We start from the raw sequence: 24,889 nt of genomic DNA, 5'->3' as shown, positions 1-24,889 counted from the left end.
GCGCTGTCTTACCGATAGACGATCTCACCGTCTCGGATCCGAGCCGGAAACAGAGGGAAGGCGATGTCATGGGCCCCGGCGGGCAACGTCACGTTCCCGAACACCCCGGAGTAAACGAAGCCCTTCCGCAACTGTTCCCGCAATGCATCCCGGTCGGCGGGCGTCCCGTCCAGGAGTCCCGCCAGCATTATGATAAAATCATATCCGTTGGCCACGTACTGATTGAACGGTCTGCCATGGAGGCTCTCGTAAAGACGCTTCACGTCGTCCGCGAACCTGAAGCTAAGATTGAAGATCGCGGGCGCCGCCACCAGAACGTCATCGGACACCGGATCGCTCACAACCTCCGGCAAGGCTGCCGCCGTCGTTGACACAATCACCCCCGGGAAACCGCTGTCCTTAAGGGCCGCCAGCACACCCCGAATATGCGATGCAAACCCGACGACGACCGCGACATCGGCACCCTGACCGGCCTCGACGACAGCACCGAACGCGGTATCCGCGGGCGCGAACGGCACGCCCGTGACGACCACCTCGGTCCCGGTGAACACCTCGCGCACATTTCCGTACACGGACTGACCGTAGGCATCGTCGAGATAGTAGACCGCGACGCCGCCAACATCATCGGGCAAAACGGAGGTCATGATCGGCAGTTCCTGTTCGGCCGTCAGCCAATACCGGAACACCCATTCGGCACCCTCCGTCAGTGCCGGCGCCGTGGCCACGAGGCCGAACAGAATGCGTTCCCGGTCTTCCGCCAAAGGCTTCAGGGCCACGGCGACCGAACTCGTCCCCGCAACAGTCAGCAGAGGCTCCTGGTCCCCCGCCAGAATCGCGTCCCAGGCGGCCTGTGGCCCACCCGCACCGTCCTGGACCGACAGAACCAGCGGTCGCCCGTTGACCCCACCCCGATCATTGACCCGCTCAATCGCCAGATCGAGACCGTCGCGAATGTCCTGGCCGACCGACACCCCAGGCCCCGACAAAGGCAGAACCGCCCCGATCATGATCGGGGTCTCACCATCGCACCCCGTCACGAGCACCGACATGGCCAATAAGAGCGCGGAGACCCGGCCTCGTCCCCGCAGGCGCCACCCGGCGAAACATGGGTTGATCATGGTGCAGGATCACCTCCCAAGCCGGGGCTCCTTTGAGCCCAAGCCACTGTTTCTCACCACGGCTAGGATCAGATCCCGAACCACCCCTGGTCAATCGATATATGTTATAACATGAGCCTGTCCCGCTGTCATGACAGCGGGCAAATGGAACGCCCCCCATCGAACGACACCGATCCGAACCGGCGGGCCGGCTGGCCCGCCGCCGTGCGCCGATCGGTCACATGTCCGAGATCCTCAACCCCGCCGGACCCAGGATCACCACGAAAAGGACTGGCAGGAAGAACACGATCATCGGCACCGTCAACTGTGCCGGCAGGGCGGCCGCCTTCCGTTCGGCTCGAGACATACGCTCGTCTCGGTTTTCCTGCGACAGGACCTTCAACGCATTGCTGATCGATGTTCCGTATTTTTCCGACTGAAGGAGCGTGACGGCCAGGGCCTTGGCCGATGCCAGCCCCGTGCGGTCAGCGAAGTTGGTGTAGGCCCGGCGCCTGTCCCCAAGGAAGGAGAGTTCGGCGGTTGTCAGACCGAATTCCTCTGACAGAGCCGGCGACGACTCTTCGATCTCGCTTGTGACACGATGGAACGCGGCTTCGATGGAAAGCCCAGCTTCGGAACTGATGACGAGCAAATCCAGGGCATCGGGAAAACTCAGCGTCATTTCATTGCGACGTTTGGTAATCGCGTTCGTCAGAAGAATTTGTGGCAGGTAAAACCCCACAGCTCCAGCACCGAACATAATGAGAATCTTCATAAGGAAGAGCATCTCCTCCTGAACCAGGACGGTCGTATACAAAAAACCGCCGAACAAAAACACCCCCATCAGAAGGACACGAAGACCTACGTAAACCTTTGGCGCGAACGGCTGTCTGTAGCCGGCCTGCACCAGTTTCTGCTTGAGACCCTTCGGCGCAATCAGTTTTTCCAGGTTCAGCTTATCAACAATGTTCTGCAGGACAGTGGCACTGCGCTGAGGTCGCCACCGAGCCCTTTTCTGCTCGAGTTCGGCAACCTGCTGGCGGCTCAGTTCCTCGCGGGCTTTCGTGATGGTCCGAAGCCGGGCGGCCCGCGCATCACGGGCCAAAAACGGCACCGCCATGGCCGCCACAGTCGCAAAGGCACCGACGAACGCCAGCACGCTGATGATCAACTCCACACGAATGCCAAGAAATGTCGCTTCCATAGCACCCTCACAGCTTGAAGTTGATCATTTTCGCCATCACTGCGACCCCCAGCCCCATGTAAGCCAGACATCCGAACAGGATGAGGTTGCCAGTGCGCGTCTCGAACAGAGGTGCGAGGTAATCCGGCGCGACGATCGACACCAGAACAGCCACGATAATGGGCAGCGCCCCGATAATGCCGGCCGAGGTTTTCGCCTCCGACGACATGGCCTTGATCTTACTGCGCAATTGCTTGCGCTCACGAATCACATTGGAGAGACCTGACAGCGTTTCGGCTAGGTTGCCGCCCGTCTGCTGCTGAATCTGCAGCACGATGGCAAAGAACTTGTACTCCGGCGTCGGCATGCGTTCCAGGCCGCGCGACATGATCTCCGTCAGCGTCATGCCAACCCGCTGGCCCTCCACCATCATCCTGAATTCGGCCCCAACGGGATCGGGGACCTCCCGCCCGACGATGGACACGCATTCACTGACGGGCAAGCCCGACTGCACCCCGCGCACCAGCACGTCAATGGCGTTCGGAAATTCGGCGGTGAACGCCTTCTGCCGCCGCCCCGCGAGGAACTTCAGAACCATCCTCGGCAGCCCCAACGCCACCGTCAGCCCGATGCCGCCCGCCACGATAGGCTGCAATCCGAACAAGAGTGCCGCGCCCGCAGACACGATCCCCGCCATGATGGTGGCCGTGACGTAAGCGCCCGGCGTCATGTTGACCCCTGCCCGAAGCAGCGAGAGCTTAAGATTGTTGCGCCGACGCGCCCGATTCGCCTTGTCGCGTTCCAACTCACGCAGTTTTTCCTGAATGCGCTTCTGGCGCACCTGAGAGTCGCCGCCGCCGGATCCAAGGCCTCGCATCAGGCCGCCGCCACCCAGCGAGCCGCCGCCAGCCCTTTGCAGTCCAAGGCCGTCCATGCGCCGTCGGATCCGTCGGCGCGGTTCCGTCGCCACATACGCCACGCCCCCGATCAGCGCAAAGACGAAGAGCAACATGATCCCCGCGCCAGCAAGAACCAAAACCAATTCAGGAGGTAGAGTTGCGTCAGCCACCGGCATTCTCCAGGGCGCGGGCCAACCGGTCTTCCAATCCGAAATACCGCGCCCGATCCCAGAAGCCGGGGCGGATGCCGGTCGCCCGATGGCGCCCGATGATCTTTCCCTCGGGCGTTTCATCCAGAAACTCGAAAACCATAAGCTGCTGAAGCGTGACCACGTCCCCTTCCATGCCCATCACTTCCGAGATATCCACGATTTTGCGCGAGCCGTCGCGCAACCGCGACGCCTGGACAATAATGGTGATGGCCGACGAGATCTGTTCACGGGTCGCCTTGGCCGGCAGGGCGAAACCACCCATGGCGATCATGTTCTCCAGTCGCGAGATGGCTTCCCTGGGATTGTTGGCGTGCACCGTCCCCATGGAGCCGTCGTGCCCGGTGTTCATGGCCTGCAGCAGATCGAACGCCTCCGGACCGCGCACCTCACCGACAATGATTCGTTCCGGCCGCATACGCAGGCAGTTCTTCACGAGGTCCCGCATGGTGATTTCACCAACGCCCTCAAGGTTCGGGGGGCGTGTCTCCAGGCGCACCACATGAGGATTCTTCAACTGCAACTCGGCCGCGTCCTCGCAGGTGATGACGCGCTCGCCAGGATCGATGTAGTTCGTCAGGCAGTTAAGAAGGGTCGTCTTGCCCGAGCCCGTGCCACCCGAGATGAGAATGTTGCACCGGGACGCCGACGCCACCTCCAGGATCGTCGCGGCATCGGCCGTGATCGACCCGAACTTCACCAGTTCGTCGAACGTAAGCTTGTCTTTTCTGAACTTTCTGATCGTCAGGGTCGGCCCATCCAAGGCCAACGGCGCCACAATCACGTTGACGCGCGACCCGTCCGCGAGACGCGCGTCACAGATCGGACTGGCTTCATCGACCCGACGACCCACCGCCGAAACAATGCGCTGACAAACATTCATCAACTGCGCATTGTCGCGAAACTTAATGCTCGTGAGTTCGATCTTGCCGCTCGTCTCAATGTAGACCTTGTCGGCACCGTTCACCATGATATCGGCGATGTCATCCCGGGCCAGCAAGGGCTCCAAAGGCCCCAACCCCAGAATATCGTTGCAGATATCCGTGATGATCTGTTTCTGTTCCTGGGCGTTGACCAGGACGTCCTGCATCGAGATGATCTCGTTGATGACGTCCGAGATCTCCTCCCGCACGGCGTCCGGGGCCAACGTGCTCAACTGCCCGAGGTCAATCGCCTCGATCAGACTGTTGAACACCGAAACCTTGATTTCGTCGAGCCGGTTTTCTCGGGCCCGTTGGCGCTCCTCACCGGCCTCATCAATCACAATGGCCGGCTTGGGCGCGGCGGATTTTTCCTGCGCCTTCTGATCCGGCGTTGCCGGAGCGTCCGTCTCCGGCCTGTCACGCCGTTCGCCATCCAAACCGCCGGGCGGCCGCCTGGAACTCGGCCCGACCCGGGCCGGCCTTCCTGGTGGTCCCGTTTCACTGCCGCCCGACTCTACGCGGCGTCCGAACATGACCGTCTCCTCACGCAAGCGCGCACTGGTCACTCCCTACGCGCACCACCCACCCGGAGACACGACACCAACGCCGTTCACCCCGCCCGCTCTCTTCCCGGCCAGGGATCGCGACCCGTGACATGGCACTACGGGTGTCACGGGACACCGGACCCCAGCCTTCGACAACGGGTTTGCCCGCGTGTGCAGTGTATCAGAGCCGAACGGCCCAACGGAAGCGATCCCTGAGGCAGCGTTACCATGCCAGCGCGAACACCCTTGCCTCATGCGCCCCTTTTCTTTTTTTTGCCGTCCTTGCCCCCTCCCGAGAGCAACTGCGCCAACAATCCTTTGCGCGCCTTTCTCGAGGCCCGCGTCCCCGGCTTCAGGTCGAGGTGCAAACTCTCCGCCAGTTGGTCTATGCTGCGGACAAACGTTTTGCTCGAACTCTTCTTCAGCACCGGTTCGCCGTTGTTCAGCGCCTGCCCGAAGGGAACGGGCTCGAATGGAACGCTCGCCGTTGGTGCCCGGCCCAGAACATCCTCGAAATCCTTGGCAGCCAACTCGGCTTTCTGAGCCATTCCGACTTTGTTCAGCACCACGCAAGTCGGCAGACTCATCTTCCGTTTCTCTGTCAGGAAGGTGGTCATTTTCTGCACATCGCGCAGATTGCTCAAGTCCGGATAGGCCACGAGCACCACCGCCGACGCATCAAGCAACAGATCCCGAACCCACACCGACCACTGTCTGGGAAGATCCAGAACGACCACATCGTACTGGCGTCGCAGAACATTCAGGAGGGCTTCGAGAACATCGCTCGGCGGCCGAAAGGCGATATCCAATTGCGCGGTCGATCCAAGCAGGACCAAATGGTCATCATACCGCTGCATGTACCGTTCAAACGCTGCGGAATCGAGCATGTCGGGCTGGCCCAGAATATCAGCCGCCGACTGCCGGGGAGAAAGATTGAGGTTGATCGCCGCCGTCCCTGACGAGATGTCCAGGTCAACCAGAACGACTTCTCCGGAAATATCCCGCCCCAGCTTGTAGGCCAAGTTGCAGGCCAGCGTACTGGACCCGACCCCGCCGCGAACCCCCATGACCGCCACGACTGGCGCCAGCGCCTGATCGGCCTCGCTCGAACCGACCCGCAAAACAGCATCCAGAAGATCTTCTTCCGATGGCGGGCCCACAAGGTAATCTGCAACCCCCATCCCAACAAGTTGGCGGTAAAGCGCAATGCTGTCGTCGATTCCGATCACGATCACGCTGCTCTCTGGGGCGACATAGTCGGCGACGGCATCAAGTTCGTCCATCATGCCGTCACTGTGTTTGTCACTCTCCAGAATCAGCAGGTCCGGGCTTTCCGTGCGCGCTAAAACCGCCGGCGCCTCCGCCAGTCCGCCACCGTGGACATTCACCCGGGAGCGCCGCATCCGCACGTCGTCGCTTACAGCATCGACCGCCGCCCGCGTCCGGTCATCCTGGACGAACGCCTCCACCGTGATCCGCATGACCCCAGACCTCCTCGGCCCTAAGCGATCCGACGTGTCGCGCCGGCCGCGCTGTCGCATCCGTGTATTGTCATTGCCCGAACCCTACGCCACCGCCGCCGATCGCCTCCGACCCTGCCCTGCCGGTCCGCTGGCCCGCGCGATACTTCTCGATGACGGTCATCTGGCGCCCGGTGTCGCCACCGCCCGCGTCGCGCGCCTCAATGATGTCACCCGGATCGGACAGCATCAGTCCGATGTTCCGATTGATGGAACACCCGAAATTCGTGTGGTTAGCGTTCGATGGATTAAACCCGGTGTGACCGGACCAGTCGCCGCACTGCGGGACCATTGCCACGTAGGCTTCAAAGGACAGCGAGACGGTCTGCACCCCATACCCGGCCGTCGGGAACACGGAGGGGCGCACCGCCGTCTTCACGCCCCGCTCATGAAGCCAACCCATCAGCAGCCCAAGGGCCTTGCGATCCTCAGCCGACACGGCCACCGCCGGCGTCACGTACATCGGCGACCGCGCCCGACGGAAGTATTCGTCCAGGAACCCACGAGGCATGGAGATCACCCCGCCACCACCGTCGCGGTCCATTTCCGGCAGAGGCACCTCCACCTTGAACGTCCGCCGTTCCGCCTGCAACTCGTACCGTTCGTCGACGTCGGCGGTCTGCGGGCTCTCGCATCCCCCCAGGGCAACCAGGCAGGCCGATGCCACCGTCACGATTCCGACCCATTGCCGCGCGCGTCTCCTCATCGGCCCTACTCCATCATGAATCCATAGGGAGCGGCGACAGCCACCGACGGCAACGGTTCGCCACTGCCGTACCGGTCATGCAGGCGACCAAACAGATAGATGTCCATGTCGTCCGCCGGCGGGAAACCGTCCGTCGGAAGCGCCAGATCCTCGCCGAAATGGTGCGCCCGGACCTTGTAGGCCTCCACCGTGACGACCAATTCGCTGCGATCATTCTGAAAATCGGTGCTGCGGAACAGCGCGCCCAGAACGGGGAGATCCATCAAACCCGGAACGCCCTGCAAACCATTGCGATCCTCTGACTGCAACAGGCCGGCGATCATCAGACTACCGCCGGACGGCAGCATGACCGTGCTTTCGGCACGCCGCGTGCTGATGCCGGGAACTGACGTTGCGCCAACCGGAATCGAATTCTCGTCAGATCGGCGGCTGACCTCGGTTCGAATCGCCAGACTGATACGATTGTCAGACAGAACCACCGGCGTGAACTGCAGCGAGACACCGAATGGCTTGAACGTGATGATCGGATTGCCGGTATCGTCGATGCCGCTGGGAACCGGAAATTCGCCACCAACCAAAAAGTCGGCCGTCTCGCCCGAGATCGCCGTCAGAGTCGGTTCAGAGAGGATTCGAACCAAGCTCTTTTCCTCTAGCGTCGAGAACGTGATGTCGCCGATTCCCAGGGCCCCGATCACCAACGACCCGGTTGGACCGCCTGCCGCCGCCGCCGCGCCATAGAAAAGGTGGGTAAGGTCGCCTTGGTTGTGCCCGTACACAAACGGCGACGTTGGTTCAAACTCGTACCCAATAAAACCATCTTGATACCACGGGTAGTTCTTTGTAACGGTTTCGGATGACTGTGGCGAGCGGTTGAAATAGGGGAAGCTGCGGAATTTTTGATCGTCGCCGCCAGCCTCAAAATTCGTATCCGTCGCCAGGAACTTCCGCGCCGTGCGGTTCATTTCCGCGACACGCACCCGCAGGAGCACCTGTTGATCGCCCGCGATGTTGAGCGAATTCACGACCGAGCCCTGCCCACCCACGAACTGCTTCGCGACATCGGCCGCGTTGGCGGCATCCACCGCAGAGCGGACCTGACCGCTCAGCACGACGCCGCTCTGGGTCGGCGTCACCCGCACACGGTTCTCCGGCAGCACGGCGGCCAGCGCCTGGTGCAAACCATCAACGTCCGCCTTGACGGTCATCTCATAGGATTCGAACACGTTCCCCTGTTCGTCGCGGAAAAACACGTTGGTCGAGCCGACCGTATTCCCGACCAAAAAGACGCGTTTCGGCTCGGCGAGGATTTCCGACACGATCCCACGGTTGCCGATGACAACGCTGGAGACGGGCTTTTCGAGATCCAGATGAACGGCCCGCCCCACGGTGGCGGTGATGGTGTTACCCTGTCGGTAGACCCCGTGCGAAAGCTCCTCAATGGGCTGAGCGGGCGGGACGGACGCGCGGTCTTCCGCCGTCGGCATTGGCGCCGGCGGCACGGAAACGGGCCTCGGCTGACCCCCTGACCCAGCGCGGTCATCGCGAATGATCGGCATCGGCCCCTGTGTCGGGACCTGTGTCGGGACCTCCAGAGTCGAGACCCGCTGAGATGCCGGACGCGCCGCCAAGTCCGTTGCGGGTTGCTGAGGCTCACGCGGCACACCCGGATCCGCCATGATCGGGGGTTGGGCGCGGCTCACGCCTGTCGTAGCAACAGCCCCCCCGGCCGATTCGGCTGGCGTCGGCGGCAGATCGGCAAGCGGCGGCAGGTCACGCAACGCAATCGGCAGATCTGAACTGGACGTTGCCCCTGCCTGCGCTGGCGACTGCGTTTCGACCTCGTCCATGGCACCCTGGGGCGCGGGCCGCGACGGCGCCTGCCCCCCACCAGCCAAACGCCCCTGTCTGCCGTTCCAGACCCATCGGGGACCATCGTCCGCGCCCTCGCCCTCAGCGGCGTCCGCCGCCTGTGTCGAGGGCTGAACGGTCGCATCACGATCCGCCGAACCCGCCTGGACCAGCGGCAAGGGATCAAATCCCCCGGACTGACGGTTCGCCCGCCCCTCACGGGCCCCGACCAAGGGCGTCGATCCCGACCCATCAGCGGAAGACACCTCGGCCGGAGGAAGGGGGTCGAGCGTTCCGATCCAGCCCGCCTCATCCGCCTCGGCAGCCCACCACCCACCAGGGACAATGGCCCCTGCGGCAATCAGACAGGGCCAGACGGCGAGACCCAGGGCGGCGGCCACCGCGCGGCCCTTGGTCGGAAGCGCTCCTGCAACGGTGGTTTTCACGACGACCGATCCTCCGAGAAGGCATTACCCAGATTCAAAAAAACTTACCTGAAACCGTATGTTGCACCAAACTCCTCCGTTTGTACATGAGAAACTGTAAACAAATTATTCATCCATAGGGATTTCTTCCGCCATCTCCGGCGTAATCCCGGTCGGCGAGTCCGCGCTCTGCTCGCCCCACGGGCTGTCATCACCGTTCGCGGATGCGCCGCCTTCCCCCTCCCCTGCCAGCGGGTAGACTTTCGGCTCGCTGTCCTCACCGCCGGCATACACGGTGACGGTCCAGCCCGGACCGGTGTCCGCGGCGGTGTTCGCCTGCTGGGCACCACGGGACGCAGCCTCCGCCCGCGCCTGCTCCAGGTCGGTCTCGAGTTCCCGGATCCGTTCCTGGGCCCGGCGAAGCTGCTGCGGATCCACCTCGTCGGCGCCCTGTCCCGCCCGCATCATCATATCGAGGCCACCGCTGATGCTCCGATCACTGACCAATGGCCTGTCCACCGGGCCTTCGGCGGGGCCGATGCCGAACAGCGCGGCCAAGCCGACGGGCGCCTGCCGATCCGTCAGCGCGCGCAGCGTCAGGGTCATGGACCCCATTTCCTTGGCGAGATTGATGACCTCTGCTTCCCGCGCCGTGACTTCGACGGTGACCGTGTCGACGAGTTGAGGCTCCCCGTCTTCATCCATGACCATCTGGTCGACGGCAAGCACACGAAGCGATTCCAGAATAGTCTCCGACAGATACCGCGAGACCGGGGCATTCGAGCGGGAGTCCCCAGATCCTCGCGGCATCGACTTCTGGAGGTCGTGGGTCAGGATGACATCGACCAGATCGCCCGGCAGGATGAAGCCGGCGGCGCCGCTCTCTTCATCCACGGGAATGGCAACGGCGCGCATGCCCGGGTTCAGCGCGCCAGCCATGAAGTTGGCATCCTCGCGCGTGAAGACCGTCTTGTCCGTGATCGGTTCCCCGGCCGCAATCGCCCGCCGCGCGATCTTGCCCGTCATCTCGGCTTCCAGACGGGTCCGCTGATCGAACACAGCCTGCTCAGACAGGCCCTCGACATCCCCAATGACCTTGTAGCTCGGCAGGATGTCTTCGGCCGGCCAGGGTTGCCACCGCAACACGGACGAGCGCAGGGGAGACCCCGGATCGATGTTGGCGTCGGCCACCAGAACGCGCTGTCCCGTGAAGACCGGCAACTGTTCCTGCGAGTCCGCGGCCAGTTGGCGCTGTTGTTCAAGATAGTTGTTGACGAGATAAACCGCGCCACCGGCCGCGACAACGGCAATGGTCAGAACCAATATCAGAACCGCGCGCATGGCTTCGGGCTCCTTTTCTCCAACGAGCGCCTTGTGCCACAGGTCGGTGACGGCGCCTCACCTGCTTCGCGTCGGACAGGCCCACAGCCGATTCGGGGCCGAAACACCCGTCCTTTTCCGCACACACGAACCGCCTGCGCCCCGGACCCGGAACAGCCCCCTCTCAGAGTGGAGCCACGCCCGTGATCCCTAGCGCGCCGCGCATCCACACCACGACGGTGCCGGCCGCAATGGCCAGACCATACGGCACATCGCGATTAGCTTCTGCGAATTTGGTAAAGAAAGTGGGAACAAACCATTGTTTTTTTGTCGCAAATGGAACCAGCAGGCGAAGCAGCAGAACGAGCAGCGACACCACCCCACCAGCCAACGCGACATAAAGAATAAAGTGCAGCAGGGCACCGGGCACGACCCAAAGGCTGACCGCCGTCAGCAGCTTGACGTCTCCGCCGCCAAACATCCCGAACGCGAACAGCGTCGTGGCGACGATGAAGATCAGGCCCGACCAACCGACGGTCAGAAGAACCGTCCAGATGGACACCCCACCCCCCAAGACCCCGACGGCCGCCACGAGCAGAAAAAGCCCGGCTATGAAGATGGAGTAGCGGTCGGCAATCCGAAACGCCAGCACATCCTCTACCGATGCGGCGCAACACAGCACCATGACCACGATTGCCGCCAGGGCACTGTCCCCCTCCATGTTGTCCCCCTTCGACGAAACCGCTCCCCGCAAAAAAAGAAACGGCCCTCCCTCTGCGGGAAGGCCGTTCCTCAGCTCCGATCCGGCTCGGCGCTCCGCGCTATGCTATCGGCGCCGAGCCGGATGCTTGGCCTGTCTCAACCGATCAGTCTTAGCTGGCGCCGCTCAGACCGGTGGAAACATCGGTGAAGGTGTTGATCAAGTCGCCGCCGACGGTCGACACGATGGCGATGATGGCAACGGCGATCAGGGTGGCGATCAGGCCGTATTCAATGGCGGTCGCGCCCTTCTCGTCACGACGCAGAGCGGACAGAACAGTCATGATGATGCTCATGGTTTCTTCTCCTTCATCGGCGCCTTCGTGCGCCCCGGTTTCATGATCCCGACGAAAAGCCAACTACACTGCGGTAACGGCTGTCGCTGCTTTCGTCTCCCCCGAGGCCCCTTTCCCGCGACCTCGTGGAACTAATCCTAGGACACTGATCCGCATTATACTGTGACCGCCGTTACACCGGGTGTCTTTTTTCGGGTCCATAGAACCCACGTCGGCCCGACACCTAAGCCCACCTCCGGGGCAAATCGCGCTGAGCGTTTTGGCCCCGCTCCCACACATGGTCCCAACACTGGTCCCACCCATGGAAACCCAACCCCTTGCCCCTTTGCCGCACTCACGTTACGAATCCGACGTTAACAGGGTCTTTACGCTTTGGCCGGATCAGCGCCTGACCGAAGACACTCTTCCAGAGTCGGTAGGGTAAGTGTCACAGATCTCAAGCGATTCGGCAAGAATCATTGCCCTTGGCCAAGCGTTCACACACATCCACACGTAAGAGTCGCCCCACCCTCGACAGGGTTTGCCATCAACGCACGGTTGAACTGGCAAAAAAACGGCCAACGTCGAACGCGTCTCCTGTTCCGCCAACTCGGGGAGACACCCAACGCCCAATGCGCGAAGGATGACGCGCCGAGCACCCGGATTGGCCCCGATCCGAACGCGGGGGGTCACACGCAATCGTCCCGTTTGACCGGTCGAGCCGGTCAAACGGGACGGGATCGCTTCGCATCGGCCGCAATACAAGATGCCGTATGCAGCAATGAACACCCACAAACCATCAAGGGCGGAACCCTTGACGTTACAGCCACACTAGAAACCCTCGGAAACAGCCACGAACGCCTCATTCACCTCGGTCCCGACCAACGTCACGGCGGCAACGATCACCACGGCAATTCCCCCGGCGATCAAGGCGTATTCAATAGCGGTCGCGCCATGTTCGGCCGCGCGAAGGCACCCCATGATTCTGAACACCCGACTCATCATGTCCCGATCCTCCCGATTCGCCAGCCGGGGATCCCACCCCAGACCAGCCGTTGCCCGCCCGACCGACAGGCCCCTGGTTCCGTTACTGCTGGCGTGGATAGCGCCAACGCGAAATCACCTCCTCGACGTAGGCCCGGTCCCACTCCTCGCTGTCCCAACTCGCCGAGAACGATACGGCGCCCTTTCGCGGTTGTTTTTCCGGCGCCAACATTTCCAGATTGACCCGCATCGGCATCGGCGCTCCCGCCCCGACCACGATCACCTCGGCGGTTCCCAAAGCCGGCAGCACACCGGCGAGATCTCCGGCGTCGTCGGGCAGTGTGCCGCGTACATAGGCAAGGTCGCGCTCGTTCGACAGCCGCAACGCCATGACCGTGTTGCACTGCGACAGAATTTCCGGATCCAACTCCGACGGTCGTTGCGAGATCAGCCCAAGGCCAAGCCCGTACTTGCGCCCTTCCTTGGCAATGCGACCAAGGGCACGGCGAGTCGCACGGAACGCACCGGACAATCCCGTCGTCCCCGCCGGTGCGTAGCGGTGCGCCTCCTCGCAGACGAACAGCACCGGTACGCTGCGGTCCATTGATGCATAAAGCTGGAAGTCAAACACGATCCGACAGAACAGCGAGACAACGACCTCGACCACTTCGCTCGGCACGCCGGACAGATCCACCAGTGTCAGAGGCGCTCCCTCCGTCGGCATGCGCAACAGGGTCGAGATCACGTCCACCATGGAAATGCGCATCAACGTGCCGGAGAACATGAAGGCAAAACGCGGATCGCCCATGAGCGTATCGAGCCGGTTGATCAGCCGCAGATACGGCCGGACATCCTCGGATCGATTTAGATTGCCGACCTGGTCGTCCAGGGCCTTGCGCAGGTCGCTCAGGCGATACGGAATCGGCGTATCGACGGCGACCTCGTCAGGGTTGCGGCTGCCGATGGGCGACTTGCGCTTGGCCGACATCAACGCGTCAAGCAGAATCATGACGTCGGCCGGGGAATCCTGAACGCGATCGCCCAGGAAAATGGAAGCGAGTTCATCCCCCGTCATCAGCCAGTACGGCAGACTCATCCCGGCCGGGTCAACAACATGGCAAAGGTCACCGAACGCGCCCTGATACTCGGCGTGGGGGTCCAGCACCACGATATGCCCATGGGGAAACTCGGCGAGAATCTGGTGCAGCAGCAGCGCCACCGCGCAGGACTTGCCGCTCCCGGTCGTGCCCAGAACCGCAAAGTGACGGCCCAGCATACTGTCAAGGTTCAAGCGGGCACGGACCTCCGGCGCGCCGTAGACGGTGCCGATGGGCACGGTCACCTCATCCAGAGGCGCAAAGATCGCTGACAGGTCGGCTGGCGTGGCCATCGCCACGGCATCGCCCAAACGGGGATAGCGGGTCACGCCCCGCCGCACGGCGCCCAGAGTACCGTCTTGCCCCCGTTCCGCCTCACCGACAGCCGCGATGCTCAGGGCCACAGGCCCGCCGGCCGGCGTGCCCCCTGCCCCGTCAACGGCGCCGACGGCCGAGATGACACCGACTACCGTCCCCTCTTGGGTATCGATCCGCACCATCCGCCCGGGACGGGCCTCCCGAATTCCACCGTCCGGATCACCGTACGCCGTCAGGCGCGATCCCTTGATTTGGGTCAGATGTCCTATGGCCTCGGCCATGCTGCCTTGCCCCCCTTCCTGGGTTCAGGCGGCCGGATCAGACAACCGGCCCGATTTGCAGTCCAGGATCCAAACCCTCACCTGGGCACGCGTTTCACACTCGGGTTCAAAGACCCATCGTCGGCAACATAGCCAATGGGCAAAATGGTTCAGGCCGACACGCCCACCCCAAGGTCAAGCGGCAAGCACCCCGGCCCAACCGAGCCCCGGCCCAACGGCCAAGTCTCGGCGAACCGGGGCGCATCCCTTCGACAGGTTTAGGCAGAGTCTTCCCCCACCGCGCGCGCGTCGGGCGCGTGCGCCCCACCATCCTCAAGCCGTCGCTTCAACTCCTCGATCATATGCCCGAGAACAGCCCGCCTCACCACGCTCTGTTGCGTTGTTCCGCATACCTTGGCGAACTGACGCAACAGCGCATGTTCGCGTGCGGGAAGACGCACACTGACATGTCGACGGCGCGGCCGTCCGCTCCGGTCGCGGCCGAAGCCAGCAGCCTGCGGATCAAACTCCTCGCCCTCATCGACACCGAACAGGAACACTTCCAGATCCCCGGTGTCTTCCGGAAACGACAGGCCGACCTCTTCCCCCTCGCGCGACGCATGACCGCTCTTCAGGGATATCCAGGGCGGCAGTCCCTCGCGGATGGCCGGCGCGTATTCCGGTTTGGCTGTCCGCTGCGGTGCTGCCGTCTCATCAGCCGATCCGCGAACGCGCTGCCACGGGCGATCCCGTCCGACCTCGGCCTGCGGCGCACTGCGAGTCACCATGCCGCCGTCCAGCAGCGCGCTCCCGTCATCGCCCTCCGAGTCATCCTCGACGCCGTCGTCGTCGCCGACGTCCGCTTCGGCCGCGCCTTGATCCCCGGGGGCATCGCCGTCCCAAACAATGTGAGGACGCGGAAACGCAGCGGCCGCCTGCGCGGCGTTCGCATCCGCGACCGGATTGTCGTCTTCCGGCTCCCAATCGTCGACGTCGTCGGACACCTCATCGTCCGCAACCTGCTCCAGCTCACCGTCGTCCTGCCGGCCCAACGTGCGGGCCAGAGCCTCGAACCGATTGGGCCGGGTGAGCGGAATGGCCGCCTGGACAGCAGGAGCCGCTTCTCCCTTGCGGGAGAACAGCGCATCAAGACCGAATGCCGCGCACATTTTCAGACCTCCACGTTCCCGCGACGCCCAAAGGCGTGCCGTTGAGATGCCAGAGGACTCCGCCCCTGGGCGGGAACGGGGCGCGATCCGCGCGCCGGATAGGCGGGCGTCGGCGCCTGCATGCGGGTCGGGCGCTCGGAACGCCGCGACATCTCCTCATCCAGTTCCAGGTTGTCCGCCCGTGCCGGCGACGGCTGTGAGGGCCATGCGCCTCGGCTGTCTGACGACCGTTCGCTGTTGTCGCCCTCCCCGTCGTCAACGTAGTCATCGTCCAGGTCATCGCTCTCCACGACCCGGAGCGCATCAAACCCACCGCCAGTTGCCGACGCACTCTCCGGTTCGGCCGGGAAACCGGCCTCGGCGGGCTGCCGCAACTCCTTTTCAACAGGAACGGGCGCCATCGGCTCGGCGTGTTGTGGCGCACCGGCCCGCACATCGTAGGTGTCGCGAACAAAGTCCGCAAACGCCGAACTGGAACGCGAACGCGTTTGCCCGGACTGGCGGGTCAAGCGATCAAGACGACCCTTGATATAGTCCCACAACGCCCGCATTTCCTCGGCGGAGCGCCCCTCGGGATTGACCTCCATGACGGTTCGCCCGTCGCTCATCGAGGCTGCGTATTCCGTCCGGTTGTGCACCGTCACGGGGGCCACCGTCCCATGCTGACTCAGCGCCACGGCGGCATTGGAGGTGATTCGCGCGCGTTCGGAGGCGGCGTTGACCACGAACACGAAGGGCCGGTCCAGCCCCTCGACCAAATCCACGGTCGCCCCAGCCGCCCGCAGATCGTGCGGACTGGGCCGCACGGGCAGGACCACGAGATCCGCGTTCTCGACCACGCTGCGGATGGCGATGGTAATCGCCGGCGGGGTATCGATGACCACCATGTTGATGCCGCGCCGATCCAGTTCCGCCAGAGTCTCCGGCAGTTCCGTCAAAGACGACCGCACGAACAGAGGCGTGCCGGCCTGTCGCGAGTTCCACCACTGCGCCAGGCTGCCCTGCGGGTCCGTATCCAGCATGGCGACCGGCCCCAGTCCCAAGGCATCCGCCATCACGGCCATATGGCCGGCCAGGGTCGTCTTTCCTGACCCACCTTTCTGAGATGCAAAGACGATGACCTGCATGACACGCTGTCCTTTCTGGGGTGCGTAGGGTCAAGGATCCGCCGGCACGGGATCCCCCCCGACTGTCCAAGCCGCATCATCAGAATATGCGTCGACTTGTAAACGAACAGTGACTCTTATCACATGTTGGTTCGAATCGCGAACAATCCTTACGCGCCGACCGCCGTCCAGACGGCGCGCAGACGGTCCTCGGCATCGCGGGGCGCCGCCACCCGGAGGGTCCCATCCGCCGCCCGCTCCAGCAGGTCCAGGCGCGCCAGCTTATCCAGGGCGTCGTCAATATCGAACTCAACCCGAATGGCGAACGTGGCGGACAACCACGCCTCGACCGCATCCTTCAGGCCCGCCGGTGTAAGCGGTTGATCGGCCCGCAGAATATGCACATAGGCCAGCAACGCCTCCTTGAATTCCTGGTCCTCGGCAGTCCCCAGTAGAAAATCGAAAACAGCCGCATTATTGCAAACATTCCGGTAGTAAAGATTGTCCGTCAACATCATCTGGTACTTCAGAACCTGACGCTCGAATTTGATCCACTGCCGCATCAGGAAGCCGCCCAAGCCGGCCAGCGCGCTAACGGCGGCAAGCGCCTTGGCCATCTCCTCCTGGGGCACGGAACCGCCCGCCACGAACCCCAGATAGGCGGCCACCACCACGAACAGCACCGAAAGCGCGGGCAGAATGTTCATGAGCACCGGCACGCCGCCGGCCAGCGCCGGAACCCCAAGCAGCAGCTTGTCGCGCAAACGCATGATGGCCCGGGCACCGGGATAGAGCATGTTCAGATCGGCTTCGGCCACATCAATGAACAGCTTGATGACCACGCGCCCCTCGAACACGCGCGCATCCGTGCGGGGCCCCATCAGGGGCACCGGCAAACGCCGACGCGGTTCGGCGATGGCATCGTGAAACCGGATCATCACCACGACATGGCGCAGACGAACGGATTGACGCGTGCGCCGCATCAGACCCAGGAAGCGGGAGCGCGTGGTCGTGGTGTGGCACCGCCCCCGGGCGAAGAACGAAACATCGGCGTAATGATGGTGGGGCACGCGGATCTCGGCGTCCACCTCGGCCATGTCGGTTTCCGCCAGACGCAGCCGATCCGCGTCGATCTCGCAGAAGTTGCCCTGAACCAGCAACCGTGACAGGCGATCCTTGAGGCGCTCGTAGTCATGGTCCCGGTCCTCGGACCACACCGTGGCCCGAGTCGGCAGATCCGGATTGAACCCGTGGTACTCGTCCCGCAGGGCCGCCAGGGTCTCCCGGCCCTCGATCCGGAACAGCAGACCGAACAGACGGCAGAGCGTCTCGAACCCGGCCCCGTCTTCGACCCTGCCCTTCCAGACGTCGGCGAGACGCTCCACAAGGGCCCCTTGCGGCACGGCGATGAAGGTGTCGGGGGCATCCTCGCACGCCACCCGGCACGCGCCCTCCTTGGGCGGAGCCTCAGTCTCCGACAACGCCTTCATCTCTGTGGTCACGCCCGGCCCACTCAACCGCACGATCCCCCGATGGCGACCCGCGTCCCGAAAACGAGCCGACCGGACCACGCCCGTGGCCCGGCCTCCCTCCCGCGACGCGCGCGGCTTAGATATCGGCTTCGTCGACGTCGATCTGACCGGTCATCTTCCGCCAGATGTGCGACCAGGACATGCCGACCGCCATGATCGTGGCCACAACGATCAGTCCGATCCAGATCATGATATCCGCGGTCACCCAGTCCGACCCCGCGTAGGTGACGACCACCCAGCCACAAACAACGAATAGAAGAACCAGCAGGCCGATGCCGAACTTCCCGATCGACCGCATGGTCGCCCAGAAATAGATGATGAACCCGATCAGAAGAACGACAGCCAGAAGCGCCTTCAGGGGAAGATCCTGACTGAAACCGGTGGTCTCCACCCACCCGACCAGAGACCAGTCGGTGGGATTGAAGGTCGCCATGACCAGGACAAGCGCCACCACCCAGCGCACCGCGAACCCGGTCGTCGTAAAACTACTCGCCATAACCCCTCTCCATGCTCCCGAGTCGGGCCCCGGGTCCGCTCACGGACACCCGTTCCGCGCCAGGGTCACGACTGTCACGGACAGCGGGCGGGGCCAACGGATCGCCGATCCGTGCCCCGCCCGAACCACACACCACCAAGCCGGGCCGAGCGCCCGAATTGGCGCGCCTACTCGCTCATCTTCTGACGGGCCTCATCCACCGCGTCCAGAGCCTTCTCGATGCCCTGTTCGGAGACCTCGACCAGATCGTCGAGCATGGACTGGAACCAGCCGGCCTGAGGCTGAAACTGATCCAGGGAGGCGTTTCGCACGATCTGAATCATCTCTTCCTGGTCCAGACGCGCGTCGCTGCCGTCCGGCAGGCTGTCCGGCCGGCCGGTGATGTACGCCAGCGGCGTGCAGGACGTCACAATTTTCTCGACACCGCGCCAGTTCAGCAGGCCGGCACTGGTCACCTTGACCTCAAGCGGAATATAGGCCCGCTCGCCGTCCGCGAACCGCTGGCGCAGAATGTTCCGATCCACGACGGGAATGAACGCCATCTTGGCGTCGTTCAGGCGCTCGAACCGGGCGTTGGAGGGGTCGGGGAACTGGACGAAGAAGGCAACGTCGGCCTGATCGTTGATGACGGCATCAATAGCATCGTCCGTGCTGCCCATGTAGCTCACATTACTGGCCCCGGCGAGCCCTTCGTCGAAGCTTTGCAGCAGCTTGAAGGTCTGGGCGGACCCACTCTGCTCCGGACCAAGCGCGAAGCGCAGCCGGCGGGCGACCCCGGAGACGGCGCCCCAGTTGCTCAGACGCTCGACATTGGCCTCCGACGTGACCGCGTACAGACACTCGTTCGCGACATCGTTGCGGATGATGGCCACCTTCTCGGCGATGGTCGGATTCTGCGCCGACATGAAGGCCAGAACGTCGGTCTGCGTCATGCCGATGGCCTGCGGGTTGGACATGACCTGTTCGATGTTCTCGCCGCTTCCCGCGCTCGTCTTGAGTTCGTAATCGAAAAACTCGCCCTTGAGGACCTCAAGCAACAACGGCCCGAAGGACCCGAAGTAACTGCCGGACTCGCCGCCCGTATAGATCGGGTTGGCCGCGCTGGCCGGGCCGGACATCACGGCAACCGTCATGGCCGCGCCGGCGACCCAGGATTTCGTCAGGATGGTCATGGTTCCCCCGCTGCAGTTGTTGGACCCGCCGGCTGAGAGCCTCGGCGCCCCCGGCGGACAGTCTTCTCGCGCCAACCGTCAGCGTGCGCTCAGAGCACGTCCGGCGGCTGGTGCGCCCTCGGTCATTTCACGAAAAAAAGACCAATCCATGGCAAGTGGGACGCGCACCGCCCGGAAACAAGCGTCCGTGGGCCTCTCCAAGCCCACAGAAAGCGCCTGACAGCCGGAACGGTAGCGCAGCACGGCTCACCGTCAAGGCACTTGGGTGCCATCTCATGGGAGCGTCACACAGACGGACCGCGCACGGAGCGCATGGAGCTATCTCGGGTTGAAACGCCATGCCTCGTCATACAGCAGGGACATCCCGGTCGGTGGCGACCCGGCCGGATCGTTGATCAAGGACAACAGCGGGCGCATCACGCCCAGCAACCGCGCCAGCGCCCTCAGATCGCTCTCCGTCATGCCGGAGACAGCGGTTGCCAACCCCGGCACGCCCCGGGCCTCCAGCAGGCGCTTCAGGCGATCCAGAGGATCCAGGGGCGCCGGATAGGGCGCCACCACCACCGGCTCGTCGGCCGGCAGGGCGGCCGCGTCGCGGGCCACCCGCAGGGCGTCGCCCAATCCACCGATCTGATCCACCAGCCCCATGTCCACGGCGTCGGCGCCGGTGAAGACCCGCCCCCGCGCCGCCCTGTCGAGGCGCGCGCCCTCCAGGCCGCGCGCGGCCCCAACCCGGGCCGCGAAATCCGCATAGACCGCGTCCAGCCGCCGGTCCAGCGCCTGCCGCGCGGACAGGGAGAACGGCGAATTAAGGCTCCACATCGCGGCGTTGCGGCCCTCGGCCAGACGCGCCCAGTTGACCCGCAATTCCGCCCAAAGGTCGCGCGCAACCGGCTTGCCCGCAGCCACACCGATGGACCCTGTGATCGTGCCCGGCGACGCCAGAACGTGATCCCCCTCAAGGGCAATGAAGTAGCCGCCGGACGCCACGGTATTGCCCATGGACACGATCACCGGTGTCCCGGAGTCGCGCGCCTGCGCCACCGCGCGCCGGGCGGTGTCGGCGGCCACGTAATCCCCGCCCGGACTATCCAGGCGCAGAACGATGGCCGCCACGCGTTCGTCCTTCACCGCCGCGCGGACGGCGTCGGCCAAATCCCGGGCCCTCAACCCGTCCGTGACACCGAACTCGGGCGTATCCGACCCTCCGCCCGGCAGAACCATTCCAACCCCGTGGATCAGGGCGATGCGGCGCGCCTCGGGCGGCTCTTCATCGTCGCGCCGCTCCAAGTACTCGCTCAGGGACAGACGCGAATGGTCGCCCAAGGTGGCCGAAAGACCATCGCGGAATTCATCGGCATAGGCCGCCCGATCCACCAGCCCACCGGCAACGGCCTCGTCCACCAGCAGAGGCGCCCGGTCGATCATCCGGCTCAAATCCTCAAGCGGAATATCCCGCGCCGCCGAGATGCCGGCCTGAATCTGATCGAACCACGAGGCCACCAACCGGCTCATGTTCTCCCGCACCGGTGGCGGGATCTCCTCCTCCGAAAGCCCGGCCAGCACCCCCTTGTATTCATGGCGCGCCGAGACGTCGAAGGCGATGCCCCAGTCCTCCAAGGCGGCGGCGGCGAACGGAAGCTCCATGGCCACGCCGACCAGCCCGACCTCACCCGAGGGCTGCATCCAGATCTCGCCGAACGCGGAGGCCAGATAGTACGCCAACGTCCCCCGGCCGGCCGCCGGCATGGTGTCGGCATAGACGTAGGTCGGTTTGCCGTTGGCCCGGAACGCATGCACGGCGTCGCGGACTTCCTGCGCCTGAGCCAGTCCCATGGACGGCGTGCGCACACGCGCCACAAGCCCCTTCACCCGATCATCGGTGGCCGCGCGTTCGAGGCCGTCGAGCAACGTGCGCAAGGCAATCTCGTCACCCCCGCCGGCGCCCGGAAACCACGCCGGCTCCTCCGGCCCCTCGGCAATGGCCTGATCGAGGTCCACGGTCAGAACGATATCGTCCGGCAAGGCCAGCGGTTCGCCGATCATGCGGGGCAGGATGAGGACCGCGACCACCGTGCCGACCACCACCGACGCGCCGACCATCGCCAGCAGCCACAGGATCATCTTGCCCAGGAAACGAAACATGCCGGAGGGGCTCCCTTGACGGGGCGCGACCCGCGTCGCGCCGGGATCAGCGGTCCATGGCGTGGTAGGCGGCGTTGGGGATCATCTCGGTACCGTGCGCCATGCGGTTGGTGTAGTTGAAGAACGCCGCCACATCGCAGATATCGAAAATGTCGTCGTCCGAAAAGCCCACGTCACGCAGGCGTTGCCGGTCGGCCTCCCCGATTTCCTGCGGCGTCACCGTCAGCGCCCAGGCGAAGTCCAGCATGGCCCGCCGGCGCGGCGGCAACTCCGCCACACGATAATTCATCACCATCATCTCGCCAAGCTGCGGGTCGCCGGACAGCGACCGCACCGCCTGTCCGTGCGCGACAAGACAATAGTAGCAGTGGTTGGCGCAACTCACCACAACCGCAATCATTTCGCGCTCCAGCTTCGACAGCCCCGACTCGCCGAGCATGAGCGTGTTGTAGAACTGGCCGAACGCGCGCAGCTTGGCAGGATTGCCGGTGTAGGCCCGCAAAACGTTGGGAACCAGCCCCAGTTTCTCGGTGCATTTGTCGAAATAGGCCTGAAGGTCCGCCTCGTTCGCGCAGCGATCCGGAATATCCAGGCGGGTGATGTGATCGGGCTGAGGCATGATCCGCTCTCCTTCGGCTCTGATGCGTCAATGACATCCATCAATGAAGGAGGCAATGTAGCCGAGACGCGCCGCGCGCCAAACCACGATCACCGCGCAGACAGATCAAACAGGGCGTTGCGCGGCGACCACCGATGGGCTAGGGTCACGCCCCTTGCGGTGAGGCGCGACAACGCGCCGCCATCATCGCCAATGCGCCCGTAGCTCAGCTGGATAGAGCGTCGGCCTCCGGAGCCGAAGGTCAGGGGTTCGAATCCCTTCGGGCGCGCCATCTTCTTCCTGACATTCGCGACATGCGGTCAACTCGCCGATCCGCTGACGGCCGGACAGGGGCGCCCTGACCGCGCGCAGCGCAAAACGACACCGGCCCGTTTCCCGATCCACCTCCCCCTATCCTCTCAGGGGAACCGGATCAGGAAACGGGCCGGGTGCGATCAATAGACCGTGGCGGGCAGCGTTCAGATATCCCGCTCGGCGTCCTCCGCCTCGTCCCGGCGACGCAACAGGTCATTGCCCGCCTCGTGGATCAGATGCTGAAGCGAGTCCATATCAACGCCGTCGTGGCGCATGAGGGTGAGAATGATCGGCTCATTCAGAACGTCGGTCATAGCCGGCTCGGCGTTGCCTGCGAACGAGTCGACGTCGTGGCGCTCCCCAACACGGTCCACATGGAACCCGTTGGCCACGGCGGACAGGGGGCGCATCGCCCCAAACACCGCACCGCGGCCTCGCATTCCGGACGACCCATGACCGGCCTTCCTATCGTAAGACCTGTCGTGAGACGGCAGCGGCCCCGATGATGCTTTCTTCAAGGCACCCGTATTCATGGCTCCCGCTTTCATGTTGCGCGTGACGCCCCCTCCGTTTGGCGTTTCGTTTGGCTCCCTACTCTCTTCCGTCTCCTCCCTTGGAAGGAGCGAACCGCCGAACGAACCATTGTGTTTTATACAAAACCAAGCCTCCCCATTGGCTTTGACAAAGCAAGTATGCCTGACAGCGAAAAAAACACAAGCCCAAACAAACGCATTTCTGCGGAATTCGGCCAACAGCGCGATTGCTGCACCGCAACGCGAGCCGATTAACACCCAAACAGTTTAATGAACCCCAGAACAGATATTGGAACAGAATATTTGATATATCGTTTCATTTGGCACCTCCCGAAAGGGTCGGTCCCGCCGCTGCCTCCGGAATCCCCCCCCCCCCGAAACAGGCCGACCACCGACACCCGCCCCGTCCGCCCAACAAGGAACGGCCCGCATGGCCAGACTGCCTCGCGCTTGATAGACACAGGACCAGAGGCACGGCCGATACCATGCCCGCCGTGTTCGTGTTCAAGGAGCCCGCATGCAGACGCCCGCCGCCTCCCGCCTCCCCGCCTCTCCGTCGGCAGGTCGAGCGACTCCACCGTCCGGCGACGCACCACTGGCCGGAATCCTGTTCATGCTGATGGCGGTGGCGCTGTTCTCGGTGATGGACACCCTCGCCAAGGCCCTGACGACCAGTTTCCCCGTGGCTCAGATCCTGCTGTTCCGGGCAGCCGCCTCCCTTCTGGTATTGTTGCCGCTGGCATGGGCGTTTGGCGGCCCGGCTCTGGTGCGGCAGGTGCGCGGCGCCGAGCGCAAGCTGCTGGTGGCCGGCCTTCTCGGCGCCGCCGCTCTGTCGTGTTTCCTGATGGCGTGGCGGACCCTGCCGCTGGTGGAAGTGGGCGCCGTGCTGTTCGCCGCCCCGGTGATCGTCACCGCCCTGTCGGTCCCGCTGTTGCGCGAGCCAGTCGGCCTCCACCGTTGGAGCGCGGTGATCGTCGGCTTCATCGGGGTCATGGTCGTGTTGCGCCCCGGGGGCGCGGTGTTCGTGCCGGAGGCACTGTGGGCCGTCCTGGGCGGGCTGTGCTACGCGCTGTGGATGATCAGCCTGCGCACCGCCGGAAAGGCGGTCTCGCCCAATCTGGTCGCGGTGACCAACGCCCTCATCATGTTGGCGCTGGCGCTGCCCCTGGCGCTGTGGGTTTGGACCCCGCCGAGCCTGCCCCAGGCGACCGCCCTGGTGGGACTGGGCATCGTCGGCGGGCTGGCCCAGTTCTGCCTCGTGCGGGCGTTCAGCCTGGCCCCGGCGGCCCTGGTGGCCCCCTTCGACTACAGCTACATCCTCTACGCCACCATTTTGGGCTATTTCGTCTTCGGCGACCTGCCAGCGCTCTCCACCTGGATCGGCGCCGGCCTGCTGACCGCCTCCGGCCTGTACATCATCCACCGCGAGCGCGTCACGGCGCGACGGTCGTGAGC

The 24,889-nt window shown here is 64.0% G+C and carries 21 protein-coding genes and 1 tRNA gene; 2 read left to right on the top strand and 20 right to left on the bottom strand.

All coding sequences use genetic code 11. The features are described from left to right. Positions 1 to 8: 8 nt before the first annotated feature. From BLS85_RS11725 to BLS85_RS11635, 19 genes are all read right to left on the bottom strand, one after another. Positions 9 to 1,118 (bottom strand): ABC transporter substrate-binding protein, encoded by a 1,110-nt coding sequence (locus tag BLS85_RS11725; RefSeq protein WP_092786483.1) that lies wholly within the window; start codon positions 1,116 to 1,118, stop codon positions 9 to 11. A gap of 217 nt (positions 1,119 to 1,335) precedes the next feature. Further along, positions 1,336 to 2,301: a type II secretion system F family protein gene (locus BLS85_RS11720; protein ID WP_092786481.1), complete on the bottom strand. Its 966-nt coding sequence runs from the start codon at positions 2,299 to 2,301 to the stop codon at positions 1,336 to 1,338. 7 nt (positions 2,302 to 2,308) lie between these two features. Further along, a complete protein-coding gene (locus BLS85_RS11715; protein WP_143027173.1) occupies positions 2,309 to 3,349 on the bottom strand; it encodes a type II secretion system F family protein in 1,041 nt (346 codons plus the stop codon). Further along, positions 3,342 to 4,652, bottom strand: a complete 1,311-nt coding sequence (locus BLS85_RS11710; protein ID WP_245699199.1) for a TadA family conjugal transfer-associated ATPase — start codon at positions 4,650 to 4,652, stop codon at positions 3,342 to 3,344. Before BLS85_RS11710 ends, BLS85_RS11715 begins: the two co-directional genes overlap by 8 nt. Before the next feature lie 455 nt (positions 4,653 to 5,107). Continuing rightward, complete coding sequence (locus tag BLS85_RS11705; RefSeq protein WP_176793644.1) at positions 5,108 to 6,337, bottom strand: CpaE/TadZ family protein; 1,230 nt, start codon at positions 6,335 to 6,337, stop codon at positions 5,108 to 5,110. Between the two features lie 70 nt (positions 6,338 to 6,407). Next, positions 6,408 to 7,082, bottom strand: coding sequence for a CpaD family pilus assembly lipoprotein (locus BLS85_RS11700; protein ID WP_092786473.1), 675 nt, complete (start codon positions 7,080 to 7,082; stop codon positions 6,408 to 6,410). 5 nt (positions 7,083 to 7,087) lie between these two features. Further along, the gene (locus tag BLS85_RS11695; protein ID WP_143027172.1) at positions 7,088 to 9,376 is read right to left on the bottom strand and encodes a type II and III secretion system protein family protein; all 2,289 of its coding nucleotides are present in this window, start codon (positions 9,374 to 9,376) and stop codon (positions 7,088 to 7,090) included. Positions 9,377 to 9,481: 105 nt separating this feature from the next. Further along, a complete protein-coding gene (cpaB, locus tag BLS85_RS11690) occupies positions 9,482 to 10,696 on the bottom strand; it encodes a Flp pilus assembly protein CpaB (RefSeq protein WP_092786469.1) in 1,215 nt (404 codons plus the stop codon). Between the two features lie 163 nt (positions 10,697 to 10,859). Further along, complete coding sequence (locus tag BLS85_RS11685) at positions 10,860 to 11,396, bottom strand: A24 family peptidase (RefSeq protein WP_092786466.1); 537 nt, start codon at positions 11,394 to 11,396, stop codon at positions 10,860 to 10,862. Between the two features lie 151 nt (positions 11,397 to 11,547). Further along, entirely contained in the window at positions 11,548 to 11,730 is a 183-nt protein-coding gene (locus tag BLS85_RS11680; protein ID WP_245699198.1) for a Flp family type IVb pilin, read from the bottom strand. An 810-nt stretch (positions 11,731 to 12,540) separates the two neighbouring features. After that, positions 12,541 to 12,714, bottom strand: coding sequence for a Flp family type IVb pilin (locus tag BLS85_RS11675; protein ID WP_245699197.1), 174 nt, complete (start codon positions 12,712 to 12,714; stop codon positions 12,541 to 12,543). 82 nt (positions 12,715 to 12,796) lie between these two features. Then, a complete protein-coding gene (locus BLS85_RS11670; protein WP_092786464.1) occupies positions 12,797 to 14,389 on the bottom strand; it encodes an ATP-binding protein in 1,593 nt (530 codons plus the stop codon). A gap of 257 nt (positions 14,390 to 14,646) precedes the next feature. After that, complete coding sequence (locus BLS85_RS18735) at positions 14,647 to 15,420, bottom strand: hypothetical protein (RefSeq protein ID WP_176793642.1); 774 nt, start codon at positions 15,418 to 15,420, stop codon at positions 14,647 to 14,649. 119 nt (positions 15,421 to 15,539) lie between these two features. Further along, complete coding sequence (locus BLS85_RS11660; RefSeq protein WP_092786460.1) at positions 15,540 to 16,664, bottom strand: ParA family protein; 1,125 nt, start codon at positions 16,662 to 16,664, stop codon at positions 15,540 to 15,542. Positions 16,665 to 16,813: 149 nt separating this feature from the next. Continuing rightward, entirely contained in the window at positions 16,814 to 18,145 is a 1,332-nt protein-coding gene (locus BLS85_RS11655; protein ID WP_143027170.1) for a TMEM143 family protein, read from the bottom strand. Between the two features lie 106 nt (positions 18,146 to 18,251). Then, the gene (locus tag BLS85_RS11650; RefSeq protein WP_092786456.1) at positions 18,252 to 18,671 is read right to left on the bottom strand and encodes a DUF6524 family protein; all 420 of its coding nucleotides are present in this window, start codon (positions 18,669 to 18,671) and stop codon (positions 18,252 to 18,254) included. Positions 18,672 to 18,838: 167 nt separating this feature from the next. Continuing rightward, entirely contained in the window at positions 18,839 to 19,843 is a 1,005-nt protein-coding gene (locus tag BLS85_RS11645; RefSeq protein WP_092786454.1) for a type 2 periplasmic-binding domain-containing protein, read from the bottom strand. 318 nt (positions 19,844 to 20,161) lie between these two features. Beyond that, entirely contained in the window at positions 20,162 to 21,988 is a 1,827-nt protein-coding gene (locus BLS85_RS11640; protein ID WP_092786452.1) for a S49 family peptidase, read from the bottom strand. Positions 21,989 to 22,034: 46 nt separating this feature from the next. After that, entirely contained in the window at positions 22,035 to 22,607 is a 573-nt protein-coding gene (locus BLS85_RS11635) for a peroxidase-related enzyme (protein ID WP_092786450.1), read from the bottom strand. A 194-nt stretch (positions 22,608 to 22,801) separates the two neighbouring features. Here BLS85_RS11635 and BLS85_RS11630 point away from each other — a divergent pair. Further along, positions 22,802 to 22,878 (top strand) — tRNA-Arg (locus tag BLS85_RS11630). Positions 22,879 to 23,065: 187 nt separating this feature from the next. Here BLS85_RS11630 and BLS85_RS11625 read toward each other — a convergent pair. Further along, positions 23,066 to 23,311, bottom strand: a complete 246-nt coding sequence (locus tag BLS85_RS11625) for a hypothetical protein (protein WP_092786448.1) — start codon at positions 23,309 to 23,311, stop codon at positions 23,066 to 23,068. A gap of 640 nt (positions 23,312 to 23,951) precedes the next feature. On the opposite strand from BLS85_RS11625, the gene BLS85_RS11620 reads away from it, so the two are divergent. Beyond that, positions 23,952 to 24,887 carry a DMT family transporter gene (locus BLS85_RS11620; protein WP_092786446.1) on the top strand — a complete coding sequence of 312 codons (936 nt, stop codon included), beginning with the start codon at positions 23,952 to 23,954 and terminating at the stop codon, positions 24,885 to 24,887. The last annotated feature ends 2 nt before the right edge of the window (positions 24,888 to 24,889 follow it).

This window comes from Rhodospira trueperi, assembly GCF_900101965.1.
GTDB classification, from domain to species: Bacteria; Pseudomonadota; Alphaproteobacteria; order Rhodospirillales; family Rhodospirillaceae; genus Rhodospira; species Rhodospira trueperi.
Note: the sequence above shows the minus strand (reverse complement) of the source record. Positions and strands in the feature narration are given on the sequence as shown.

Excerpts from the sequence above, each read along its gene's own strand:
- BLS85_RS11725 (WP_092786483.1), bottom strand. The coding sequence starts at position 1,118 with ATGATCAACCCATGTTTCGCCGGGTGGCGCCTGCGGGGACGAGGCCGG.
- BLS85_RS11720 (WP_092786481.1), bottom strand. The coding sequence starts at position 2,301 with ATGGAAGCGACATTTCTTGGCATTCGTGTGGAGTTGATCATCAGCGTG.
- BLS85_RS11705 (WP_176793644.1), bottom strand. The coding sequence starts at position 6,337 with ATGCGGATCACGGTGGAGGCGTTCGTCCAGGATGACCGGACGCGGGCG.
- BLS85_RS11700 (WP_092786473.1), bottom strand. The coding sequence starts at position 7,082 with ATGAGGAGACGCGCGCGGCAATGGGTCGGAATCGTGACGGTGGCATCG.
- cpaB (WP_092786469.1), bottom strand. The coding sequence starts at position 10,696 with ATGCGCGCGGTTCTGATATTGGTTCTGACCATTGCCGTTGTCGCGGCC.
- BLS85_RS11685 (WP_092786466.1), bottom strand. The coding sequence starts at position 11,396 with ATGGAGGGGGACAGTGCCCTGGCGGCAATCGTGGTCATGGTGCTGTGT.
- BLS85_RS11680 (WP_245699198.1), bottom strand. The coding sequence starts at position 11,730 with ATGAGCATCATCATGACTGTTCTGTCCGCTCTGCGTCGTGACGAGAAG.
- BLS85_RS11675 (WP_245699197.1), bottom strand. The coding sequence starts at position 12,714 with ATGATGAGTCGGGTGTTCAGAATCATGGGGTGCCTTCGCGCGGCCGAA.
- BLS85_RS11670 (WP_092786464.1), bottom strand. The coding sequence starts at position 14,389 with ATGGCCGAGGCCATAGGACATCTGACCCAAATCAAGGGATCGCGCCTG.
- BLS85_RS11660 (WP_092786460.1), bottom strand. The coding sequence starts at position 16,664 with ATGCAGGTCATCGTCTTTGCATCTCAGAAAGGTGGGTCAGGAAAGACG.
- BLS85_RS11650 (WP_092786456.1), bottom strand. The coding sequence starts at position 18,671 with ATGGCGAGTAGTTTTACGACGACCGGGTTCGCGGTGCGCTGGGTGGTG.
- BLS85_RS11645 (WP_092786454.1), bottom strand. The coding sequence starts at position 19,843 with ATGACCATCCTGACGAAATCCTGGGTCGCCGGCGCGGCCATGACGGTT.
- BLS85_RS11640 (WP_092786452.1), bottom strand. The coding sequence starts at position 21,988 with ATGTTTCGTTTCCTGGGCAAGATGATCCTGTGGCTGCTGGCGATGGTC.
- BLS85_RS11635 (WP_092786450.1), bottom strand. The coding sequence starts at position 22,607 with ATGCCTCAGCCCGATCACATCACCCGCCTGGATATTCCGGATCGCTGC.
- BLS85_RS11625 (WP_092786448.1), bottom strand. The coding sequence starts at position 23,311 with ATGCGCCCCCTGTCCGCCGTGGCCAACGGGTTCCATGTGGACCGTGTT.
- BLS85_RS11620 (WP_092786446.1), top strand. The coding sequence starts at position 23,952 with ATGCAGACGCCCGCCGCCTCCCGCCTCCCCGCCTCTCCGTCGGCAGGT.